Origin of the sequence: Streptomyces sp. GMY02, from assembly GCF_019056675.1 — a bacterium.
In the GTDB taxonomy this organism is placed as follows: domain Bacteria; phylum Actinomycetota; class Actinomycetes; order Streptomycetales; family Streptomycetaceae; genus Streptomyces; species Streptomyces odonnellii.
The window spans coordinates 6,168,171-6,189,205 of record NZ_CP077658.1; the positions used below are offsets into that span (position 1 = coordinate 6,168,171).

Genomic DNA, 21,035 nt, shown 5'->3' on the forward strand with positions numbered 1-21,035 from the left:
CGGAAGGACCTGGCGGCCGTCGGTGGACCGGGGCCGCTCGGTTCGGGCGGACCGGCGGGGGAGTTCGGTGTCGATCACCTCGACGCGGCTGGCGCCCACGGCTTCGCCCTCGTCGAGGACATCCTGCGCGAGGCACCGCGTCCGTACTCCGACCGCCTGTGCCTGGCCACGAAGGCGGGCCAGGCGCGACCGCAACCGCTGCGCGACGTGTGGGCGCCGCCCGGGCGTCCCGACCTTCCGTGCCGACGGCGCGGGACGATCCCGCGCCGCCGCGCCGTCGGACGACCTGCGGTCCCGGGCTGACGCCGGCCACCGCCTTGTGTGCGCCACGGTTTCGGAGGCGGCAGTGAGGGCGCCGCTGGAGCGGTTCGCTCAGCCCCCGCCCTCAGCCGCCCTGGTGCGGCGACTCGCGCCAGCGGTTGGTGATCGGGAGGCGGCGGTCCTTGCCGAAGCCCTTCGCCGAGATCTTGGTGCCCGGCGGGTACTGGCGCCGCTTGTACTCCGCCGTGTCCACCATCCGCAGCGTCCGCGCGACCAGCTCCGCGTCGAAACCGGCCGCCACGATCGCGTCCTTGCCCTGGTCCCGGTCGACGTACAGCTCCAGGATCCGGTCCAGTACGTCGTAGTCCGGCAGTGAGTCCGTGTCGACCTGGCCGGGGCGCAGTTCGGCGCTCGGCGGCTTGGAGATCGAGTTCTCCGGGATCGGCGGGATCTGGCCGCGCTCCTCGGCGGCGCGGTTGCGCCAGCGGGCGAGCCGGAAGACCGAGGTCTTGTAGAGGTCCTTGATCGGGCCGTACGCGCCGACGGCGTCGCCGTACAGCGTCGAATACCCCACCGCCAGCTCGGACTTGTTGCCCGGCGCGAGCACGATCTGGCCCTCCTGGTTGGAGAGGGCCATCAGCATCGTGCCGCGCAGCCGGGCCTGGAGGTTCTCCTCCGCGAGCCCGGTGAGCGCGAGCGAGCCCATGTACGCGTCGAACATCGGCTCGATGGGGATCGTACGGAAGTTGAGTCCGGTACGGCGGGCCAGCTCGGCCGCGTCGCCCCTGGAGTGGTCCGAGGAGTACTTGGACGGCATGGCCACGCCGTACACGTTCCGCGCGCCGACCGCGTCACAGGCGATGGCGGCGACGAGCGCGGAGTCGATCCCGCCGGAGAGGCCGATCAGGACGGAGCGGAAGCCGTTCTTGGCGACGTACGCGCGCAGGCCCACGACCAGCGCCGAGTACACCTCCTCGTCGTCCTCGAGGCGGTCCGCGTAACCCCCGGACACCTCGGGCTCATAGGCCGGAAGGGGCTCCTCGGAGAGCACGACCCGGTCGATCCGCAGCCCGTCGTCCACAACCTGTCCATGAGCGGCCCCGCCGCGGGCGCTCTCGCTCTCGGGGGAGGCGGCCGGCAGATCGAGGTCCAGGACCACACAGCCCTCGGCGAACTGCGGTGCCCGCGCGACGACTTCGCCGTCCTTGTCGACGACGATCGAGTCTCCGTCGAAGACCAGCTCGTCCTGGCCGCCGATCATCGCGAGATACGCGGTGGTGCACCCGGCCTCCTGGGCACGCTTGCGCACCAGCTCAAGCCGGGTGTCGTCCTTCTCGCGCTCGTACGGGGAGGCGTTGATGGAGACCAGCAGCCCGGCCCCGGCGGACCGCGCGGCCGGCACCCGGCCGCCGTCCTGCCAGAGGTCCTCGCAGATCGCGAGCGCGATGTCGATCCCATGGACCCGGACGACGGGCATGGTGTCGCCGGGCACGAAATAGCGGAACTCGTCGAAGACGCCGTAGTTGGGCAGGTGGTGCTTGGCGAAGGTCAGCACGACCGCACCGCGATGCAGGACCGCGCCGGCGTTCTGCGGGGCGCCCGCGGGCTGGCCGTACCGCGGCTGGGCCTTCTCGGAGCGGTCGAGATAGCCGACAACGACGGGCAGCTCCCCGAACCCCTCCTCGTCGAGCCGGACCGCGAGCGCGCGCAGCGCGGCACGGGACGCCTCGACGAAGGACGAGCGCAGGGCGAGGTCCTCGACGGGATAGCCGGTCAGCATCATCTCGGGGAAGGCGACGACATGCGCGCCCTGCTCGGCGGCGTGCCGGGTCCAGTGCACGATCGCCTCGGCGTTCGCGGCGAGATCGCCGACGGTCGAGTCGATCTGATTCAGGGCGAGACGTAGTTGAGGCACGGGCCCAGTGTAATCGTCTGACTGACGCGATGTCCCGGGGTGCGGAATGTGGGGCGGCCCACTCGCACGGGGCGAGCGGGCTGCGGTTCCTCGGGTTCCTCAATGGGCCGGATATGGATACGAGTACCGGGTACGGCTTCCGGGGCCGACCGGTGCCGAGTGCCGGGAGCCGGGTGCTGAGTACGGCTTCCGGGGCTGCCTCGGCGGGTGCCGGGTGCCACGTACGGCTCCCGGGCTTCCCGGCTTCCAGGTGCCGGTGCCGGTGGCACGTACGGCTGTACGGCTAGCGAGGCCGCCGGGAACCGGCCGCGGTACGGCGGGCCAGAGGCAGCCGCGGGCAGCCAGGGATCGGCCGGGTACGGCGAGCGGCGAGCCGCGGGCAGCCGGGATCCGGCCGCGGTACCGGCGAGCCGGAGGCGGCAGAGGTACGGCGACAGCTCAGCGGTTCGTGGACGCGTAGACCTGCTCGGCCCACGCCCCGACCTGCTCGTCGCTGAGATGGCGCGCCAGATCGGCCTCGCTGATCATGCCGACCAGCCGCTTGTCCTCGATCACCGGAAGCCGGCGGATCTGGTGGCCCTGCATCTCGTACAGCACATCCTCCACATCCGCGTCCGACTCGATCCAGCGAGGCGTGCCGTGCGCCATCTCGCCGGCCGTGGTCTGCGCCGGGTCGTGGCCCATGGCCACACAGCCGACGACGATGTCGCGGTCGGTGAGTATGCCGGTCAGCCGCTCGTTCTCGTCGGCTATGGGGAGCGCGCCCACATTGAGCCGGCGCATGAGCTGCGCGGCGCGGTCGAGGGTCTCGTGGGCCGGGATCCACTGGGCTCCCGGGTGCATGATGTCTTTGGCGGTGGTCATCGGACTCATGCCTCCTGAGTGGTGTCGCGTGCGTTCCGTCCACCCCGAGTCAGCTCCATCATCATCCAGCCGTTCGGGTGACGCGACCGCTGCGCGCGCTCCGGGGCAGTACGGGTCCGGGCAGTACGGGTACGCGGCGGTACGGGTACGCGCAGGGGCCGCGGGTTCGTCGTCACGAACCAGCGGCCCCCGGATCCGCCCGTGCGGAGATCAGCTCGCGGTACGGGGCTTCGCGCCGCGTGCCTTGAGCAGGTCCGCCATCAGCCGCATCTCCGACTGCTGAGCCGCGACCATCCCCTCGGCCAGAGCCTTCTCCGTACCGTCCTCGCACCGCTGGACGCAGCCGCGCGCCATGGCCACCCCGCCCATGTGGTGGTCGGTCATGAGCTGGAGATAGAGGATCTCGGCCTGCTTGCCGCGCGCCTTCCCGAGCTGCTCCAGCTCGGTCTTGGTGGCCATGCCGGGCATCAGCGAGCCGTCGCGGACCTCATGGCCGGCGCTGCCGTGATCCATGCCCTCCATGTCCGTCCCGCTGTCCATTCCACTGTGGTCACCGGAGCCCATGTCCATGCCGGCATCGGCGTCGGCACCGGCATTGGCGTCGGCGTCGGTACCGGCTTCCGGGGCCATCCAGGCCATCGGTTCCCGGCCCGCCTCCACCTTCGGCAGCCCCCACATGTCCAGCCAGCCCAGCAGCATCCCGCGCTGGTTCGCCTGCGTGTTGGCGATGTCGTACGCCAGCCGGCGCACCTCTTCGTCGTCCGTGCTGTCCCGCACGATGAAGGACATCTCCACCGCCTGCTGATGGTGGACCGCCATGTCACGGGCGAAGCCCGCGTCCGCGGAGCCGGCCGTCGGGGTACGGTCGTCCGCCCCCGCTCCGCTGTCGCGTCCCGCGGACGCCACCGTCGCCGTACCGGCGAACAGCAGCGCCAGGACGACCGCGGTGATCGCCGCCCACTGGGTGCGGGTGACCGAGCGCGCGGCGCTCATCGCGCTCACTGCGCGCCCATTCCGCCCGTGCAGGCCGCGCCCGGCTCAGGGGTCTGCGGGCCCTGGACGTACTTCGTGAAGAACTGGTCCACCCGCGGGTCGTCCGCCTTCTCCACCGAGACCTGCTTGCCCCAGGCGCTCAGCATGATCGTGCCGGTCTGCTCCTTGACCGGGCTCATGAAGGAGTACGGGGTCTTCCCGACCTTCTCGGCCAGCGCCTCCACATCGGCGTCGGCGGCCTTGTCGTTGTAGGTGATCCAGATCGCCCCGTGCTCCAGCGAGTGCACGGCGTTGACGTCCGGGATCGCCTCCTTGTAGACGTCGCCCTGGCAGTTCATCCACACCTGGTTGTGGTCACCGCCCACCGGCGGTGTCATCGGGTAGGTGACGGGCGTGGTGACATGGTTGCGGCCGAGCTTCTTGGCGTCCCAGGACTTCTCGTCCTTGATGGGCGCCTTGGCCGCCGCCTGCTGCTCCTCCTTCTTGTCGGACTCCTTGTTGAGGATGAAGGCGCCGAAACCGACGAGGGCGACCACCACGACGGCGCTCACCGTGATCGTGATGATGCGGCTGCGCCGTTCACGGGCGTGCTCGGCCCGGCGCATCTCCTCTATTCGGGCCCTGCGTTCGGCGGACTGGGACTTGGAAGCCATGGTGTATGTCCTTCTGCGACAACTGCGGAACGGAACGCGGATAAACACGGAACGCGGATACGGAACGCGGATAAACGCGGATGACTGCGGAACAGCGCGACGTGCTGGATGAGGACCGGGATCCCGGCGCTCCCGGTGCCCCGAACACGGTGCTCCCGGTACGGGGTGCGGGCCCGGCCGGGTCCGTTACGTGCGCAGTACTTGAAGGACGTGAAGGTCCGGCGCGCGGGCGTGCGCCCCGGAGCGCGGCGCCTGACCGGTGGGGTACGGAAGTGCCCGCGGCTGAAGCTGTACACCGGCGGCGAGCGGCGGGGCCGGCGGCGGCACGGTGAGGACGGCCGGGCTGTGATGTGCGAAGAGGCCGCAGTCACCGCCGTCGTACGGGCAGGTGAACCGGGCCTCGGCATGGTGGCGCACGGTGCCGGCCCGCCCGGCGGAGCTGCCCGCCCCGGTCTTCGCGGCCGTGCTCACGGCGGCGGGGGAACCGTTCCTGCCGTGACCCCCCGCCGTACCGCGCCCCGGGTCCACGGCGGACCCGGCTCCGGGTGCCAGGCAGATGAAGAGTGCCGCGTACAGCGTCGCCACGGCGCTCACCAGAGCCGTGGGACGCGTGCTGCGTATGTGGCCGCGCCGCGTACCCCCCATGGGCGCGATCGTAGTGCGTACACCCCCGGTCAGCAGCAGTGCGGAGCTGTTGTGCGGCTCCTTGGGCTCCCGAGACGGTACGAACCGGACGGTAGCGCGGTACAAAGAGGCATGGCCGACCATCCGGAGCCGCCCGGCGGCCCACAGGACACCGACCGTCCGGCGGGTCCGGACGAGGCGTGCGCCGGCGCGGACGACACGGAAGGCGCAGAGGGCACGGACGGCACGGACGTCGGCGCGGACGGCGCAGACCGTACGGACGGTACGGACGCCGACGCCGTGACGCATGCCGTGCTGGCCGCGTCCCGGCTGCTGGTCGCCGTGTCCGCCCGCTCCCTCGCGGCGGTCGAGGAGCGCGTCGGCGAACGGGTCACCCTCCCGCAGTACCGTCTCCTGGCCGTCCTCGCCGCCCATGGCGACGCCAAGCTGGTGGAGGTCGCCGACCGGCTCGGGGTCAACCCCTCGACCGCCATGCGCATGCTCGACCGCCTGATCGCCGCGGGCCTGGCCAGCAGGCAGAGCAACCCCGACAACCGCCGTGTGACGATGCTGCGGCTGACCCCGGCGGGCCGCGAACTGGTCGAGGAGGTCACGGCCGCACGCCACCGTGAGATCGCCGCGATCGTCGGGCGGCTGACCCCCGGACAGCGTACGGCCCTGGTCCGGGCGCTCACCGCGTTCACCGAGGCGGGCGGGGGGCGGACCGTACGGGGCGAGGACACCGAGCCGTACCCCCTGGGCTGGTCGGACACCCACACCGGCCACGCGCCGCGGGCGAGGCACGGGCCGTGAGCGAGCCATGGGCCACGGGGCGCCTCTTCAGCACCATAGGTTGCGGTTACCTGTTACATGGGCACCAGTCGTACGGGCACTATGGGCAGGTAACCCGTACATGCGCACGATGCGGAGCGTTGGACGGGGGTTCGCAACGTGCCCGAAATCGTGTGGTGGGATGCTCGTGTGCCCCAGGGTGCCCCGCGGCATGGGAGCAGGTGGCCTGACCAGCAAGGATGGGTAGGACGGCTAATATGGACAAGCAGCAGGAATTCGTGCTCCGTACGCTTGAGGAGCGCGACATCCGCTTCGTACGCCTGTGGTTCACCGACGTGCTCGGCTTCCTGAAGTCGGTCGCGGTCGCGCCCGCCGAGCTGGAGCAGGCCTTCGACGAGGGCATGGGCTTCGACGGCTCGGCCATCGAAGGATTCGCTCGTGTGTACGAGTCCGACATGATCGCCAAGCCCGATCCGGGTACGTTCCAGATACTGCCCTGGCGCGCCGAGGCTCCCGGTACCGCGCGGATGTTCTGCGACATCCTGATGCCCGACGGCTCGCCGTCCTTCGCGGACCCGCGTTTCGTGCTCAAGCGGATGCTCGCCAAAACCTCGGATCTGGGATTCACCTTCTACACTCACCCCGAGATCGAGTTCTTCCTGCTGAAGCACAAGCCGGTGGACGGCACCCGCCCCACCCCGGCGGACAGCTCGGGCTATTTCGACCACACCCCGCAGAATGTCGGTATGGATTTCCGGCGCCAGGCCATCACGATGCTGGAGTCGATGGGCATCTCGGTGGAGTTCAGCCATCACGAGGGCGCCCCGGGCCAGCAGGAAATCGATCTGCGGTACGCGGACGCGCTGTCGACGGCGGACAACATCATGACGTTCCGTCTGGTGATGAAGCAGGTCGCGCTGGAGCAGGGCGTGCAGGCGACCTTCATGCCGAAGCCGTTCTCGGAATACCCGGGCTCGGGCATGCACACGCACCTCTCCCTTTTCGAGGGCGACCGCAACGCGTTCTACGAATCGGGCGCGGAATACCAGCTCTCCAAGGTCGGCCGCTCCTTTATCGCGGGCCTGCTGAAGCACGCGGCGGAGATCTCGGCCGTCACCAACCAGTGGGTCAACTCGTACAAGCGCATCTGGGGCGGCTCCAGCCGCACCGCGGGCTCGGGCGGCGAGGCCCCCTCGTACATCTGCTGGGGTCACAACAACCGCTCCGCGCTGATCCGCGTCCCGATGTACAAGCCCGGCAAGACGGGCTCGGCCCGGGTGGAGGTCCGCTCGATCGACTCGGGCGCCAACCCCTACCTGACCTACGCGGTCCTCCTCGCCGCCGGCCTCAAGGGCATCGAAGAGGGCTACGAACTCCCGGCCGGCGCCGACGACGACGTCTGGGCCCTCTCCGACTCCGAACGCCGCGCCATGGGCATCGAACCCCTCCCGCAGAACCTCGGCGAGGCGATCACCCTCATGGAACGCAGCGAACTGGTCGCGCAGACCCTGGGCGAGCATGTCTTCGACTTCTTCCTCCGCAACAAGAAGCAGGAATGGGAGGAATACCGCAGCGAGGTCACGGCCTTCGAGCTGCGCAAGAACCTCCCGGTGCTCTGAGACACCAGTTGACGTTGAACACCGGTTGACGTTCCGGGCGAGCTGATCGAGCCTGCCCGGAACGGCAGTCGGCGGGATCACCCCCGTCCCTCCATGAACGTTGCCGTGCGGCGGAAGCCCAGGCGGGCGTAGAGGCGCGCCACCGTTTCGTCCGTCGCGCAGAGGAAGACCGTCCGCAGTCCCGGAGCCCGCGCTTCGACTGTCAGGGCCGCCGTCACCGCGAGGGCGAGTCCTCGGCGGCGGGCGGCAGGGAGGGTGCCCACGGCGCAGATCTCGGTGGTGCCGGCCGCGGTGCCGGGGAGCAGGCCCGAGCTGAGTGTGACCCCGTGCTCCACCGCCGCGACCAGCGTGGTGCGGCCCGCGCGGACGCGGGCGGCCGTTCTGGCTATGTCGGCCCGGTGTGCGTGTACCGCCTCGGTCAGTTGCTCCGTGCCCGTCGCGCCGACGGCCGTCCCGAGTTCTGCGAACGCGAGGTGGGGGGTGGCGACGGCGGTGGCGAGGGCCGGGTCGTCCGCGGTGAGGGTACGGACCGTCACCCCATCGGGTACGTTACGGGCCGCCGCGACCGGTGCCGGGGCGTCCTCCGGGAGCACCAGCAGAGGTCGTTCGTCGAGCGTCAGCCCTGCCGCCTTCGCAGCCGCGCGCATCCCCGGCGCGGAGTCGGCGACCCATTCGAAGACTTCCGGAACCCCCAGTTCGCGCTGCCGGGCGCGGACGCGGCCGACGTCGTCGGCGGTGACCGTACGGCCTCGCCAGGCGCGGGTCGGGCGCGCGTGGAGCGGCGGGCCGCCGTCCCGTACGAAGAGCGTCAGCGGGCCGAAGTCCTCGGCCCGGGCGTCGAGCCGGGGGAGCGCGTCCTGGTAGCGATCGATGCGGTCCAGCAGGCCGCCCAGCGGGTTGCCCGGATCGTCGGCCGGGGCGCTCACGTCGTCGGTGTGCGTCATGCCCGGCAGGGAATCACCCTTCTGTACGGTGCGACCAGCCATTTTCGTCCGTGGCGGTGACGATCCGGATGATCACGTCTGGTGACGGCCGGAGAAAGCAGATTTTCTCGTACGCCGCCCTCCGTGCCGACAAGGCCTAGGCTCGAATCCTGGAGTCGGCCGGGCAGGCCGACATGTACACGGGTTGCGGACAGGAGACGGCGTATGACGGTGCCGGGACGCAGGAGCAGTACGTTCATCCGCCTGCTGCGGCACGGCTTCACCGATCCCTCCGCCGCCGAGCGGCTTCTCGACGCGCCCGAGATGGCGCCCGTACGGTCGGATCCCCTGCTCCTCGACGCGTTCGGCGCCACCGCCGACCCCGATCTCGCGCTGCACGGGCTCGTCCGGCTGGTCGAGGCGCAGAAGCCCGACGAGCGGACGATGCTGCTGGACACCCTGGTGACGGCCAAGCCGCTGCGGGACCGGCTGCTCGGGGTGCTCGGCGCGTCCGAGGCGCTCGGCGACCATCTCGCCCGGCACCCCAAGGACTGGCATGCCCTGGTCACCTATGAACTGCCCGATCTGCATCCGGGCGTCGACGAGTTCGAGCGCGCACTGGCCGGCGCCGACGACCCGGTCTCGCTGCGGATCGCGTACCGCCGCTGTCTGCTGGCCATAGCGGCCAGGGACGTCTGCGGTACGACGGATGTCGCCCAGACCGCCGCCGAACTGGCCGACCTGGCCACCGCGACCCTGCGCGCCGCCCTCGCGATCGCCAAGGCCGCCGCGCCCGAGGACGCCGCCGCGTGCCGGCTCGCGGTCATCGCGATGGGCAAGTGCGGCGGCCACGAGCTGAACTACGTGTCCGATGTGGACGTCATCTTCGTGGCGGATGTCGCGGAGGCTCCTGTCGCCGACACCGACACCGACACCGCTCCGGTCGGCGAGACCGCGTCCGCCGACGCCATGCCCCGCCCCGACGAGGGCCAGGCCGTCCGCGCCGCCACCCGCCTCGCCTCCCATCTCATGCGCATCTGCTCCGAGTCCACCGTCGAGGGCACCATCTGGCCCGTGGACGCCAACCTCCGCCCCGAGGGCCGCAACGGCCCGCTCGTCCGCACTCTGAGCAGCCATCTCGCCTACTACCAGCGCTGGGCCAAGACCTGGGAGTTCCAAGCCCTGCTCAAGGCCCGCGTGGTGGCCGGGGATCCGCTCCTCGGCGCCGAGTACATCGACGCCGTGTCACCGCTTGTCTGGAAGGCCGCCGAGCGCGAGCACTTCGTCTCCGACGTCCAGAAGATGCGCCGCAGGGTCGTCGACAACCTGCCCGCCGGACAGGCCGAACGCGAGCTGAAGCTCGGCCCCGGCGGACTGCGGGATGTCGAATTCGCCGTCCAGCTCCTCCAGTTGGTGCACGGCCGCAGCGACGCCTCACTGCGCAGCAGCTCCACCCTCGAAGCCCTGGGCGCGCTGGCGGCGGGCGGCTATGTGGGCCGTACCGACGCCCGGCAGCTCGACGAGGCGTACCGGTTCCTGCGCGCCATGGAGCACCGGCTCCAGCTCTACCGGCTGCGGCGAACGCATCTCGTACCCGAGGACGAGGCCGATCTGCGCCGCCTCGGCCGCTCGCTCGGACTGCGCGGCGATCCGGTCGCCGAGCTGAACAAGGCCTGGAAACGCCATGCCTCGGCCGTACGGCGGCTGCACGAGAAGCTCTTCTACCGGCCGTTGCTCGACGCGGTCGCGCAGCTCACCCCCGGCGAGACCCGGCTCAGTCCGAAGGCCGCGCGCCAACGGCTGGAAGCGCTCGGTTACGGCGATCCGGCGGTGGCGCTGCGGCATCTGGAGGCACTGTCGTCCGGGGTGAGCCGCAAGGCGGCGATCCAGCGCACGCTGCTGCCCGTCCTGCTGGGCTGGTTCGCGGACTCGGCCGACCCCGACGCCGGACTGCTCGGCTTCCGCAAGGTGTCGGACGCGCTCGGCAAGACCCCCTGGTATCTGCGGCTGCTGCGCGACGAAGGGGCCGCGGCGGAGAATCTGGCGCGGGTGCTGTCGGCCGGGCGGCTCGCCCCCGACCTGCTGCTGCGCGCGCCCGAGGCGGTCGCGATCCTCGGCGACCAGGGCGGGCTCGTACCGCGCGACCGCGGCCATCTCGAACAGGAGGTCCTCGCGGCGGTCGGCCGCGCGGACACCGCAGAGGGCGCCGTCGCAGCGGCGCGCGGGGTGCGCCGGAGGGAGCTGTTCCGTACGTCCGCGGCCGATCTGATCTGCTCGTACGGCACGGAGGACAGCCCCGCCGAGAAGGACCCCGGCGCGCTGGTCGACCGGGTCGGCGCCGCGGTCACCGACCTGAACGCGGCGACGCTCGCGGGCGCCCTGCGCGCCGCCGTGCGCGCCGAGTGGGGCGACACCCTGCCGACCCGGTTCGCCGTCATCGGCATGGGCAGATTCGGCGGGCACGAGCTGAGTTACGGTTCCGACGCCGATGTCCTCTTCGTCCACGAGCCGCGCGAGGGCGACGACGAGCACGAGGCGGCCCGGGCCGCGAACGCGGTGGTCGGCGAGATGCGCCGGCTGCTCCAGATCCCCACCGCCGACCCGCCGCTGCCGATCGACGCGGATCTGCGCCCGGAGGGCAAGAGCGGCCCGATGGTACGGTCGCTCGCCTCCTACGCCGCGTACTACCGGCGCTGGTCGCTGGTCTGGGAGAGCCAGGCGCTGCTGCGGGCGGAGCCGATGGCGGGCGACGCGGAGCTGGGGGCGCGCTTCATCGACCTGATCGACACCCTCAGATATCCGGCGGAGGGGCTCGGTGACGACGCGGTACGGGAGATCCGCCGGCTCAAGGCACGAATGGAGCGGGAACGGCTGCCCCGGGCCGCCGATCCGACACTCCACACCAAGCTGGGCCGGGGCGGGCTCTCGGACGTGGAGTGGACGGTCCAGTTGCTCCAGATGCGGTACGGCTGGGCCGAACCGGGGCTGCGGACGACCCGTACCCGCGAGGCGCTCGCGGCGGCGCAGGCCGCGGGACTGCTCTCCGCGCGGGACGCGCAGATCCTGGACGACGCCTGGGTGCTGGCCTCACGGGTGCGGAACGGCGTGATGCTGGTCAGGGGCAGGCTCGGGGACACCTTCCCGTCCGACGGCCGCGAACTGGCCGCGATGGGGCGCTACCTGGGGTACGGGCCCGGTCACGTGGGGGACATGCTCGACGACTACCGCCGTACGACCCGCCGGGCACGCTCGGTGGTCGAGGAGCTGTTCTACGGCGCGGTGTGAGCGCCGCGCGAGGCCGCCACAGCCGGGGTCTCGCGCGTCTCACGCGCCGTCTCGGGCACGCCGTCGGGCGCGTCAAGCACACCGTGTACATCGCGTACACCGCCGTTCCGCACCCACAGCCGCCGGCGCGGCGGAGCCTCCCCGGTGGCGCGCGGCAGGCCGGCCGGGAGCGACCCGTACCAGACGTACGAGACGGCGAAGCCGAACATCAGGCAGACCGTGCCGCCCACCGCGTCCAGCCAGAAGTGGTTCGCCGTGGCCACGATCACCACCAGTGTCGCCGCCGGGTAGAGCAGCCCGAGGAGCTTCGTCCAGGGCGCCTTGGCCAGCGCGAAGATGATCAGACCGCACCACAGTGACCAGCCGATGTGCATCGACGGCATGGCCGCGTACTGGTTCGACATGCTCTTCAGATCGCCCGAGGCCATCGAGCCCCAGGTCTCGTGATGCGCGACCGTGTCGACGAAGCGACTGCCGGTCATCAGCCGGGGCGGTGCCAGCGGATACAGGTAGTAGCCGAGGAGGGCCACACCGGTGGTCGCGAAGAGCACCAGCCTGGCCGCCGCGTACCGGCCGGGATGACGGCGGAAGAGCCAGATCAGCACACCGATGGTGACGATGAAGTGGAGGGTCGCGTAGTAGTAGTTCATCCCCACGATGAGCCACGTCACAGAATTCACCGAGTGGTTGATTGACCGCTCGACGGCGATGCCGAGAAGCTGTTCCGTGTGCCAGATCCAGTCCGCGTTCTCCAGAGCCTTCGTCCGCTGCTCCGGTACCGCGTTCCGGATCAGTGAGTACGTCCAGTAACTCACCGCGATCAGGAGGATTTCGAACCAGATCCGGGGACGGCGGGGTGACCGCGCCCGCGCCAGCCAGGAGCGCTCGTGCGCCGGGTCCGCAGCCGGTTCGCGGCTCGCTTCGGTCGGCGCTCCGGTCGCGTCGGCCTCCTCGTCAGTGATGGGTGACGGGGTGGCACTTCGGCCTTCCTTTGTCTTCACTGTCGGTTCACCCATAGCGAGAGAGTCTGCCAGATTCGCGTCCCTCGACCGATCATCCCCCGGTCGGGTTCCTCTCGCATGCGCTACTACCGCAGGACGACACCGCCAGCGCCCGAGCGCACTATGGGCGGACCCGCGACCCTGAGATTCCCGGGGGTCCCGCCCCTGGCCGGGAAGCGGTTGAACCGCGGACCACCAATTCGGGCTCGAAGACGAACTCGCTGTGCGGCGCGGGCGTACCGCCGATCTCCTCCAGGAGCGTACGGACGGCCGCCTGCCCCATCGAGGGCACCGGCTTGCGGACCGTGGTGAGTGGCGGATCGGTGAAGGCTATGAGCGGCGAATCGTCGAAACCGACCACCGACAGATCCGCCGGCACATCCAGACCGAGCCGCCGCGCGGCCCTGATCGCGCCCAGCGCCATCATGTCGCTGGCGCACACCACCGCCGTACAGCCGCGGTCGATCAGCGCGGCGGCCGCGGCCTGTCCGCCCTCCAGGGTGAACAGCGACTGCTGGACCAGCTCGTCCGCCTCCTCGGGAGGCAGCCCGAGCAGCTCCTTGACGGTGGCGCGGAACCCCTCGATCTTGCGCAGTACGGGGACGAACCGCCGCGGGCCCACGGCCAGGCCGATCCGCTGGTGGCCGAGCGAGACGAGATGGGTCACCGCGAGCCGTACCGCCGCCCGGTCGTCGGGGGAGATGAACGGCGCCTGGACCTTCGGCGAGAACCCGTCGACGAGGACGAACGGCACGCCCTGGGCGCGCAGTCTCTCGTACCGCCGCATGTCGGCGGAGGTGTCGGCGTGCAGTCCGGAGACGAAGATGATGCCGGAGACGTCCCGCTCGACCAGCATCTCCGTCAGCTCGTCCTCGGTGGATCCGCCGGGGGTCTGGGTCGCCAGCACCGGGGTGTAGCCCTGCCGGGTCAGCGCCTGCCCGATGACCTGCGCCAGGGCCGGGAAGATGGGGTTCTCCAGCTCCGGGGTGATCAGGCCGACCAGCCCCGCGCTGCGGCGGCGCAGCCGTACCGGACGTTCGTAGCCGAGGACATCGAGCGCGGCGAGTACGGATTCGCGGGTGGCCGCGGCTACCCCGGGCTTGCCGTTCAGTACGCGGCTGACCGTCGCTTCGCTGACCCCCGCCTGAGTTGCGATATCGGCAAGCCGTGCGGTCATGTCAGTGGACTGTACCGGGCGTCTGTCGGATTGCCCACCGCGCTCCGTGACCGGCCGTCGGGACCCGTTCTTGCAAGATCTTGCGAAACCTTCCTGCGACCTGTGCGAGCGCCCCGGAGCCGTCCCCCAACGGCGAAATCCTTCTCTGCCAGGGTTCCTGGTACCGCGTCAAGGGGTACGACACCAATCGGCGAGACTCGTCACGGTGGTGTCCGGCGCGGCTTGCGGAAATATTCCGCAAGGTCTTTCGGCCTTCTTTCATCGCTGTTACCTTCACGTCCGACCCGGCGCCGCGACGGAGCGGTACGGCAGTTGAAGGAGTTCGGATGCGACGTGGCATAACGGCCACCGCCCTGGCCGCGACCCTGGCCCTCGGGGCGACCGCCTGCGGCGATGACGGTGAGCCGGCGAGCGGGAAGAGCGCGGGCGGCGAGCTGTCGGGGACGGTCACCTGGTGGGACACCTCCACGGTCGGCAGCGAGGACAAGGTCTTCAAGAAGCTTGCCGAGGACTTCGAGACGAAGCATCCGAAGGTCGACGTCAAATATGTGAACGTGCCGTTCGGAGAGGCCCAGAACAAGTTCAAGAACGCGGCCCAGTCCGGCTCCGGCGCGCCCGATGTGATCCGCTCCGAGGTCGCCTGGACCCCCGAGTTCGCCGATCTCGGCTATCTCGCGCCGCTGGACGGCACTCCGGCGCTGAAGAACGGTACGGACTTCCTGGCGCAGGCCGCGGCCTCGACCGAGTACAACGGCAAGACCTATGCCGTGCCGCAGGTCATCGACTCCATGGGCATCTTCTACAACAAGAAGATCTTCAAGGAGGCGGGAGTCGAAGTGCCCACGACCGTCGCCGAGTTGAAGAGCGTGTCGAAGACCATCCAGCAGAAGACCGGGAAGACGGGCCTGTATCTGCGCGGCGACGACGCCTACTGGTTCCTGTCGTTCCTGTACGGCGAGGGCGGCAATCTCGTCGACGCCGAGTCGAAGACCGTCACGGTCGACAACGCGGCCGGGGTCAAGGCCATGACCGTCGTCAAGGACCTCGTCGACTCCGGGGCGGCCAAGACCGACGCCACCGACGGCTGGGAGAACATGCAGTCGGCCTTCAAGGACGGCAAGGTCGCCATGATGATCAACGGTCCCTGGGCCGTCACCGACACCTATGGCGGTGCCGAGTTCAAGGACAAGGCCAACCTGGGCATCGCCCCCGTACCGGCCGGATCCGTCGCGCAGGGCTCTCCGCAGGGCGGCCACAACCTCGCGGTCTACGCGGGCTCCCCGAACCTCGACGCCGCGTACGCCTTCACCGAGTACATGACCTCCGTCGAGAGCCAGGCGAAGGTCGCCAGGGAACTGAGCCTGCTGCCCACCCGTACCTCCGCGTACGCGCTGCCCGGGGTCTCGGACAACGAGATCGTCGGATTCTTCAAGCCGGTCGTCGACAAGGCCGTCGAGCGCCCCTGGATCCCGGAGACCGGCAGCCTGTTCGCGCCACTGGTGACCGAGTACACCAAGGTCCTCACCGGCCAGACCACACCGGAGAAGGGCGTCGGAACCACCGGCGACGCCTACCGCGAGCTGCTCAAGGGCTGGAAGTAGGCGAAGCGGCGCCGAGGCGGCGAAATATACGAAGCCAACGAAGCATACGAAGCAGACGAAGCGACCGGAACAGAGCGGGCCGGAGAAGAGGAGGGGCGGGCCGGATGGCTCTCCACACCAGCCAGTCGGTGCCGAAGGCCGAGGCCGCGGCCGGCACACCACCCGGCCGGCCCCGGCTGTCCGTACGGCTCCGCCGGGGCCTCGCGACCCACTGGTACGCCTGGGCCATGGTCGCCCCGGTGGTGGCCGTGATCGGCGTGATCATCGGCTATCCACTGGTGCGCGGCATCTATCTGTCGCTCACCGACGCCAACGAACGCAATGTCGCGCGCAGCATCGGCGTCAACCACCTGCCCGCCACCTACGAGTTCGTCGGACTCGACAACTACGCCGACGCGCTGACGGGGGACCAGTTCCTCGCCACCCTCGGCTGGACCCTGGTGTGGACGGTCTCCTGCGTCACCGTCACCTTCGGTCTCGGCCTGGCCCTGGCGAACATCCTCAACCGCCGGATCGCCGGCCGCTCCGTCTACCGGATGCTGCTGATCCTGCCCTGGGCCGTCCCCGGCTTCGTCTCCGTGTTCGCCTGGCGCTTCCTCTACAACGAGGACCGCGGCTTCCTCAACAGACTGCTGGCCGGCGGCGGGATCGACGCGGTGCCCTGGCTCAACGACCCGGACTGGGCCAAGTTCTCGGTCATCGCCGTGAACGTCTGGCTCGGCGTCCCGTTCATGATGGTCGCGCTGCTCGGCGGACTCCAGTCCATCCCCGGGGAGATGTACGAGGCCGCCGAGATGGACGGCGCGGGCGCCTGGCAGCGCTTCCGGCACATCACCATGCCGGGGCTGCGCTCGGTCAGTACGACCGTGATCCTGCTCTCCACCATCTGGACGTTCAACATGTTCCCGGTGATCTTCCTGCTGACCCGCGGCGGACCCGGCGAGGCGACCCAGATCCTGGTCACCCAGGCGTACAAGTTCTCCTTCGAGATCAGCCCGCGCGACTTCGCGCAGTCCTCCACCTGGGGGGTGCTGATCCTTGTCCTCCTGATGGCCTTCGCCGCCGTCTACCGGCGAGTCCTCCGTACCCAGGGAGATACCTGGTGACCATCACCGCGACCGCGCCCGGAACCACCGCGGCCGATGCCGCGCCGGCCGCCGATCCGCCGCGCCGGGGCCGCCGTTCACCGCTGGCCTCCGTCGCCCTGCACACCACCCTGACCGTGGCGTCCGTGATCGCGGTCTTCCCGGTGCTCTGGGTCCTGCTGACCTCGCTCAAGCCCGCGAGCCAGGCGACGACCACGGACTTCTTCAAAGAGACCACCTTCGAGAACTACACGAACCTGCTGCGGGACACCCCGTTCCTCACCTGGTTCGGCAACTCCCTGCTCATCGCCGGACTCACCACCCTGCTCGGCGTGTTCACGGCCGCGACCACCGGCTACGCCGTCAGCCGCTTCCGCTTCCCCGGCAAGCGCGGGCTGATGTGGACGCTGCTGGTCACCCAGATGTTCCCGGTCGCCGTCCTCATCGTGCCCATCTACAACATCATGGCCGGGCTCGGGCTGCTCAACCGGTCGGCCGGCCTGGTGATCACGTACCTCACCATCGCCGTGCCGTTCTGCGCCTGGATGATGAAGGGCTTCTTCGACACCATTCCGCGCGAGATCGACGAGTCGGGCCAGGTCGACGGACTGACCCCGTTCGGTACGTTCTTCCGGCTGGTCCTGCCGCTCGCCAGGCCCGGCCTCGCGGTCACCGCGTTCTACTCCTTCATCACCGCGTGGGGCGAGGTGGCCTACGCCTCCGCCTTCATGGTCGGCGACGAGAACCTCACGCTGGCCGGCGGCCTCCAGAAGTTCGTCAACCAGTACGGAGCCCAGTGGGGCCCGATGACGGCCGCGTCCGTGCTCATCGCCGTCCCCGCCGCGCTCGTCTTCCTGTTCGCGCAGCGCCACCTCGTCACCGGCATGTCCGCCGGTGCCGTCAAGGGCTGACCTCCCTTGGCCGTACCGCTCATGCCCGCACTGCTCATGCCCGTACCTGTCCCGCCCGTACCACCGTGCTTGTACGAACGACAACGCTGCTCCCTTCCCCCAGACACCCAGGGATGACATGACCCAGCACCTCGCTGCCCCTCTGACCGGCACGTCCGACGACGCCCCGGGCCACCGCCACGGCTGGTGGCAGGACGCGGTGATCTACCAGGTCTACCCACGCAGTTTCGCCGACGGCAACGGCGACGGAATGGGCGATCTCGACGGGGTACGCCGCCGGCTGCCGTATCTCAGGGAGCTGGGCGTCGACGCCGTCTGGCTCAGCCCCTTCTACGCCTCCCCGCAGGCCGACGCGGGCTATGACGTCGCCGACTACCGTGCCATCGACCCGATGTTCGGCACCCTGCTCGACGCGGACGCGCTGATCCGCGACGCCCATGAACTCCAGCTCAGGGTCATCGTCGACCTCGTGCCCAACCACTCCTCGGTCGAGCACGACTGGTTCAGGCGGGCGCTGCGGGAGGGGCCCGGCTCCGCGCTGCGGCAGCGCTACCACTTCCGCCCCGGCAAGGGCGCGGCCGGCGAACTCCCGCCCAACGACTGGGAGTCCATCTTCGGCGGGCCTGCCTGGACCAGGACCGTCAACCCGGACGGCACGCCCGGCGACTGGTATCTGCATCTCTTCGCCCCCGAGCAGCCCGACTTCAACTGGGAGCATCCGGCCGTCGCCGACGAGTTCCGCTCGATCCTGCGCTTCTGGCTGGACATGGGCGTCGACGGCTTCCGGGTCGATGTCGCCCACGGCCTGGTGAAGGCCGAGGGACTGCCCGACATCGGCGGTTCGGGACAGCTCAGGCTTCTCGGCAACGACGTCATGCCGTTCTTCGACCAGGACGGGGTGCACGAGATCTACCGGCAGTGGCGCACGATCCTCGACGAGTACCCGGGGGACCGGATCGCCGTCGCCGAGGCCTGGACGCCGACGGTCGAGCGCACCGCGAACTACGTACGCCCCGACGAGCTGCACCAGGCCTTCAACTTCCAGTATCTGAGCACCTCGTGGGACGGGCCCGCGCTGCGCGAGGTCATCGATGTCTCGCTGGCGGCGATGCGGCCGGTGGGCGCGCCCGCCACCTGGGTGCTCTCCAACCACGATGTGACGCGGCACGCGACCCGGTTCGCCGGGCCGCCCGGCGGCGGTACGCAGACCCGCGAGCCCGGCGACCGGACACTCGGGCTGCGGCGGGCCCGCGCGGCGACGCTGCTGATGCTGGCGCTGCCCGGCTCCGCGTATGTCTACCAGGGCGAGGAGCTGGGGCTGCCCGATGTCACCGACCTGCCCGACGAGGCGCGGCAGGACCCCTCGTACTTCCGGGCGGACGGGCAGGACGGCTTCCGCGACGGGTGCCGGGTGCCCATCCCCTGGACGCGGGAGGGGAGTTCGTACGGTTTCGGGTCCGGCGGGAGCTGGCTGCCGCAGCCGGACGGCTGGGGCGAGCTGAGCGTCGAGGCGCAGACCGGCGACCCGGACTCCACGCTGGAGATGTACCGGTCGGCGCTGGCCGTACGGAAGGAGCACCCGGGTCTGGGCGGCGGCGCGGCGGTGGAGTGGCGGGAGGCGCCCGAGGGCGTGCTCGCCTTCGGCCGCCCCGGCTTCCTGTGCACGGTCAATACGACGGACGCGGCGGTACGGATCGCGGTGCCGGGCACGCTGCTGCTGGCGAGCGGGCCGGTGGCGGCGGACGGCCCCGAGACCGAACTCCCCGCGAACACGACGGCGTGGTGGACGGTGTAGGGCCTCTTCCGCCGTTGGTGCCGGCGGTACGGAGGACCCGTACCGCCGACACCGGGCCGGAGCACCGGACCGCCGCGCCGCGCAAGGCCGCACGTACGCACCATGTGTCACTGTCACCCGCACCTCCCCCCACCAGTGCAGGAGGAACCATGGTCCGCAGATTCCCGGCCGCCGCTGCGGCGCTCGCCCTCGTGGCCGGCGCGGCAGCCGCCCTCGCGGTCCCCGCCGGGACCGCCCAGGCCGCGCCGCCCGGCTCCAAGGACGTCACGGCCGTTCTCTTCGAGTGGAAGTTCGCCTCCGTGGCCAGGGCGTGCACGGACACCCTCGGCCCGGCAGGCTACGGCTATGTCCAGGTCTCGCCGCCCCAGGAGCACATCCAGGGCGGCCAGTGGTGGACCTCGTACCAGCCCGTCAGCTACAAGATCGCCGGGCGGCTCGGCGACCGCGCCGCCTTCTCAGCCATGGTGAACACCTGCCACGCGGCGGGCGTCAAGGTCGTCGCGGACACCGTGATCAACCACATGGCGGCCGGCGACGGCACCGGCACGGGCGGCTCCTCGTACACCAAATACACCTACCCCGGCATCTATTCGGGCTTCGACATGGACGACTGCCGCTCCCAGATCAGCAATTACGGCGACCGCGGCAATGTCCAGAACTGCGAACTCGTCGGTCTCGCCGACCTGGACACGGGCGAGGAGTACGTCCGCGGGCGGATAGCCGCGTACATGAACGATCTGCTCTCGCTCGGTGTCGACGGCTTCCGGATCGACGCGGCCAAGCACATGCCCGCCGCCGATCTCGCCAACATCAAGAGCAGGCTGAGCAATCCGGGCGCCTACTGGAAGCAGGAGGTCATCTACGGCGCGGGCGAGGCCGTCTCGCCGAACGAGTATCTCGGCAACGGCGATGTGCAGGAGTTCCGTTACGCGCGTGACCTCAAGCGGGTCTTCAACAACGAGAACCTCGCGTACCTCAGGAACTACGGCGAGGGCTGGGGCTATATGCAGTCCGGCCGGTCGGCGGTCTTCGTGGACAACCACGACACCGAGCGCGGCGGCGACACCCTCAGCTACAAGGACGGCGCCAACTACACGCTCGCGAACGTCTTCATGCTGGCCTGGCCGTACGGGGCGCCGGATGTGCACTCCGGGTACGAGTTCAGCGACCGGGACGCGGGTCCGCCCAACGGGGGCACGGTCAACGCCTGTTACAGCGACGGATGGAAGTGCCAGCACGCCTGGCGCGAGATCGCGTCCATGGTCGGCTTCCGCAACACCACGCGCGGGCAGGCGGTCACCAACTGGTGGGACAACGGCGGGGACCAGATCGCGTTCGGGCGGGGCTCGGCGGGTTATGTGGCGATCAACCACGAGGGCTCCTCGCTGACCCGTACGTTCCAGACCTCGCTGCCCGGGGGTGCCTACTGCGATGTGCAGAACGGCAGGACGGTCACGGTGAACGGCTCGGGGCAGTTCACGGCCACGCTCGGCGCGAACACGGCGGTGGCGCTGCACGCGGGGGCGCGTAGCTGCT

At 70.2% G+C, this 21,035-nt stretch carries 15 protein-coding genes and 1 pseudogene; 8 read left to right on the forward strand and 8 right to left on the reverse strand.

The features are described from left to right. Nucleotides 1-385 precede the first annotated feature (385 nt). The 5 genes from KQY30_RS26315 to KQY30_RS26335 all read right to left on the reverse strand — a co-directional run bounded on the left by KQY30_RS26315 (nucleotide 386) and on the right by KQY30_RS26335 (nucleotide 5,331). A complete protein-coding gene (locus KQY30_RS26315) occupies nucleotides 386-2,176 on the reverse strand; it encodes an NAD+ synthase (protein ID WP_217308967.1) in 1,791 nt (596 codons plus the stop codon). Nucleotides 2,177-2,614: 438 nt separating this feature from the next. Continuing rightward, a complete protein-coding gene (locus KQY30_RS26320) occupies nucleotides 2,615-3,040 on the reverse strand; it encodes a CBS domain-containing protein (RefSeq protein WP_217308968.1) in 426 nt (141 codons plus the stop codon). A 210-nt stretch (nucleotides 3,041-3,250) separates the two neighbouring features. Then, nucleotides 3,251-4,033 (reverse strand): DUF305 domain-containing protein, encoded by a 783-nt coding sequence (locus KQY30_RS26325; protein ID WP_217308969.1) that lies wholly within the window; start codon nucleotides 4,031-4,033, stop codon nucleotides 3,251-3,253. A gap of 5 nt (nucleotides 4,034-4,038) precedes the next feature. Beyond that, a complete protein-coding gene (locus tag KQY30_RS26330) occupies nucleotides 4,039-4,686 on the reverse strand; it encodes a DUF3105 domain-containing protein (RefSeq protein ID WP_217308970.1) in 648 nt (215 codons plus the stop codon). A 186-nt stretch (nucleotides 4,687-4,872) separates the two neighbouring features. Continuing rightward, complete coding sequence (locus KQY30_RS26335) at nucleotides 4,873-5,331, reverse strand: hypothetical protein (RefSeq protein WP_217308971.1); 459 nt, start codon at nucleotides 5,329-5,331, stop codon at nucleotides 4,873-4,875. Between the two features lie 279 nt (nucleotides 5,332-5,610). Here KQY30_RS26335 and KQY30_RS26340 point away from each other — a divergent pair, with 279 nt between their 5' ends. Next, nucleotides 5,611-6,123: a MarR family winged helix-turn-helix transcriptional regulator gene (locus KQY30_RS26340; protein WP_254407693.1), complete on the forward strand. Its 513-nt coding sequence runs from the start codon at nucleotides 5,611-5,613 to the stop codon at nucleotides 6,121-6,123. Nucleotides 6,124-6,359: 236 nt separating this feature from the next. Next, on the forward strand, nucleotides 6,360-7,721 hold the full coding sequence (gene glnA / locus KQY30_RS26345; protein WP_217308973.1) for a type I glutamate--ammonia ligase: 1,362 nt from the start codon (nucleotides 6,360-6,362) through the stop codon (nucleotides 7,719-7,721). Nucleotides 7,722-7,798: 77 nt separating this feature from the next. Here glnA and KQY30_RS26350 read toward each other — a convergent pair whose 3' ends face one another. Then, entirely contained in the window at nucleotides 7,799-8,665 is an 867-nt protein-coding gene (locus KQY30_RS26350; RefSeq protein WP_217308974.1) for a GNAT family N-acetyltransferase, read from the reverse strand. Nucleotides 8,666-8,869: 204 nt separating this feature from the next. On the opposite strand from KQY30_RS26350, the gene KQY30_RS26355 reads away from it, so the two are divergent. Beyond that, nucleotides 8,870-11,929, forward strand: a complete 3,060-nt coding sequence (locus KQY30_RS26355; protein ID WP_217308975.1) for a bifunctional [glutamine synthetase] adenylyltransferase/[glutamine synthetase]-adenylyl-L-tyrosine phosphorylase — start codon at nucleotides 8,870-8,872, stop codon at nucleotides 11,927-11,929. Here KQY30_RS26355 and KQY30_RS26360 read toward each other — a convergent pair. Beyond that, nucleotides 11,914-12,945, reverse strand: coding sequence for a phosphatase PAP2 family protein (locus tag KQY30_RS26360; RefSeq protein WP_217308976.1), 1,032 nt, complete (start codon nucleotides 12,943-12,945; stop codon nucleotides 11,914-11,916). The genes KQY30_RS26355 and KQY30_RS26360 overlap by 16 nt on opposite strands. 106 nt (nucleotides 12,946-13,051) lie before the next feature. Beyond that, nucleotides 13,052-14,107 (reverse strand): LacI family DNA-binding transcriptional regulator, encoded by a 1,056-nt coding sequence (locus tag KQY30_RS26365; RefSeq protein ID WP_217308977.1) that lies wholly within the window; start codon nucleotides 14,105-14,107, stop codon nucleotides 13,052-13,054. A 326-nt stretch (nucleotides 14,108-14,433) separates the two neighbouring features. On the opposite strand from KQY30_RS26365, the gene KQY30_RS26370 reads away from it, so the two are divergent. The 5 genes and pseudogenes from KQY30_RS26370 to KQY30_RS26390 form a co-directional block, all read left to right on the forward strand. Continuing rightward, the gene (locus tag KQY30_RS26370; protein ID WP_217308978.1) at nucleotides 14,434-15,708 is read left to right on the forward strand and encodes an extracellular solute-binding protein; all 1,275 of its coding nucleotides are present in this window, start codon (nucleotides 14,434-14,436) and stop codon (nucleotides 15,706-15,708) included. A 104-nt stretch (nucleotides 15,709-15,812) separates the two neighbouring features. Continuing rightward, nucleotides 15,813-16,814, forward strand: coding sequence for a carbohydrate ABC transporter permease (locus tag KQY30_RS26375; RefSeq protein WP_217308979.1), 1,002 nt, complete (start codon nucleotides 15,813-15,815; stop codon nucleotides 16,812-16,814). A gap of 2 nt (nucleotides 16,815-16,816) precedes the next feature. Next, the gene (locus tag KQY30_RS26380; RefSeq protein ID WP_217311335.1) at nucleotides 16,817-17,704 is read left to right on the forward strand and encodes a sugar ABC transporter permease; all 888 of its coding nucleotides are present in this window, start codon (nucleotides 16,817-16,819) and stop codon (nucleotides 17,702-17,704) included. A 118-nt stretch (nucleotides 17,705-17,822) separates the two neighbouring features. Further along, nucleotides 17,823-19,499, forward strand: coding sequence for a glycoside hydrolase family 13 protein (locus KQY30_RS26385; RefSeq protein ID WP_217308980.1), 1,677 nt, complete (start codon nucleotides 17,823-17,825; stop codon nucleotides 19,497-19,499). 149 nt (nucleotides 19,500-19,648) lie between these two features. After that, nucleotides 19,649-21,034 (forward strand): annotated as a pseudogene (locus tag KQY30_RS26390) (alpha-amylase family protein); the annotation flags it as partial. Nucleotide 21,035 lies beyond the last annotated feature (1 nt).

Coding starts and splice junctions, on each gene's coding strand:
- KQY30_RS26320 (WP_217308968.1), bottom strand. CDS start 3,040: ATGACCACCGCCAAAGACATCATGCACCCGGGAGCCCAGTGGATCCCG.
- KQY30_RS26325 (WP_217308969.1), bottom strand. CDS start 4,033: ATGAGCGCCGCGCGCTCGGTCACCCGCACCCAGTGGGCGGCGATCACC.
- KQY30_RS26330 (WP_217308970.1), bottom strand. CDS start 4,686: ATGGCTTCCAAGTCCCAGTCCGCCGAACGCAGGGCCCGAATAGAGGAG.
- KQY30_RS26335 (WP_217308971.1), bottom strand. CDS start 5,331: ATGGGGGGTACGCGGCGCGGCCACATACGCAGCACGCGTCCCACGGCT.
- glnA (WP_217308973.1), top strand. CDS start 6,360: ATGGACAAGCAGCAGGAATTCGTGCTCCGTACGCTTGAGGAGCGCGAC.
- KQY30_RS26350 (WP_217308974.1), bottom strand. CDS start 8,665: ATGACGCACACCGACGACGTGAGCGCCCCGGCCGACGATCCGGGCAAC.
- KQY30_RS26355 (WP_217308975.1), top strand. CDS start 8,870: ATGACGGTGCCGGGACGCAGGAGCAGTACGTTCATCCGCCTGCTGCGG.
- KQY30_RS26360 (WP_217308976.1), bottom strand. CDS start 12,945: ATGGGTGAACCGACAGTGAAGACAAAGGAAGGCCGAAGTGCCACCCCG.
- KQY30_RS26365 (WP_217308977.1), bottom strand. CDS start 14,107: ATGACCGCACGGCTTGCCGATATCGCAACTCAGGCGGGGGTCAGCGAA.
- KQY30_RS26370 (WP_217308978.1), top strand. CDS start 14,434: ATGCGACGTGGCATAACGGCCACCGCCCTGGCCGCGACCCTGGCCCTC.
- KQY30_RS26375 (WP_217308979.1), top strand. CDS start 15,813: ATGGCTCTCCACACCAGCCAGTCGGTGCCGAAGGCCGAGGCCGCGGCC.
- KQY30_RS26385 (WP_217308980.1), top strand. CDS start 17,823: ATGACCCAGCACCTCGCTGCCCCTCTGACCGGCACGTCCGACGACGCC.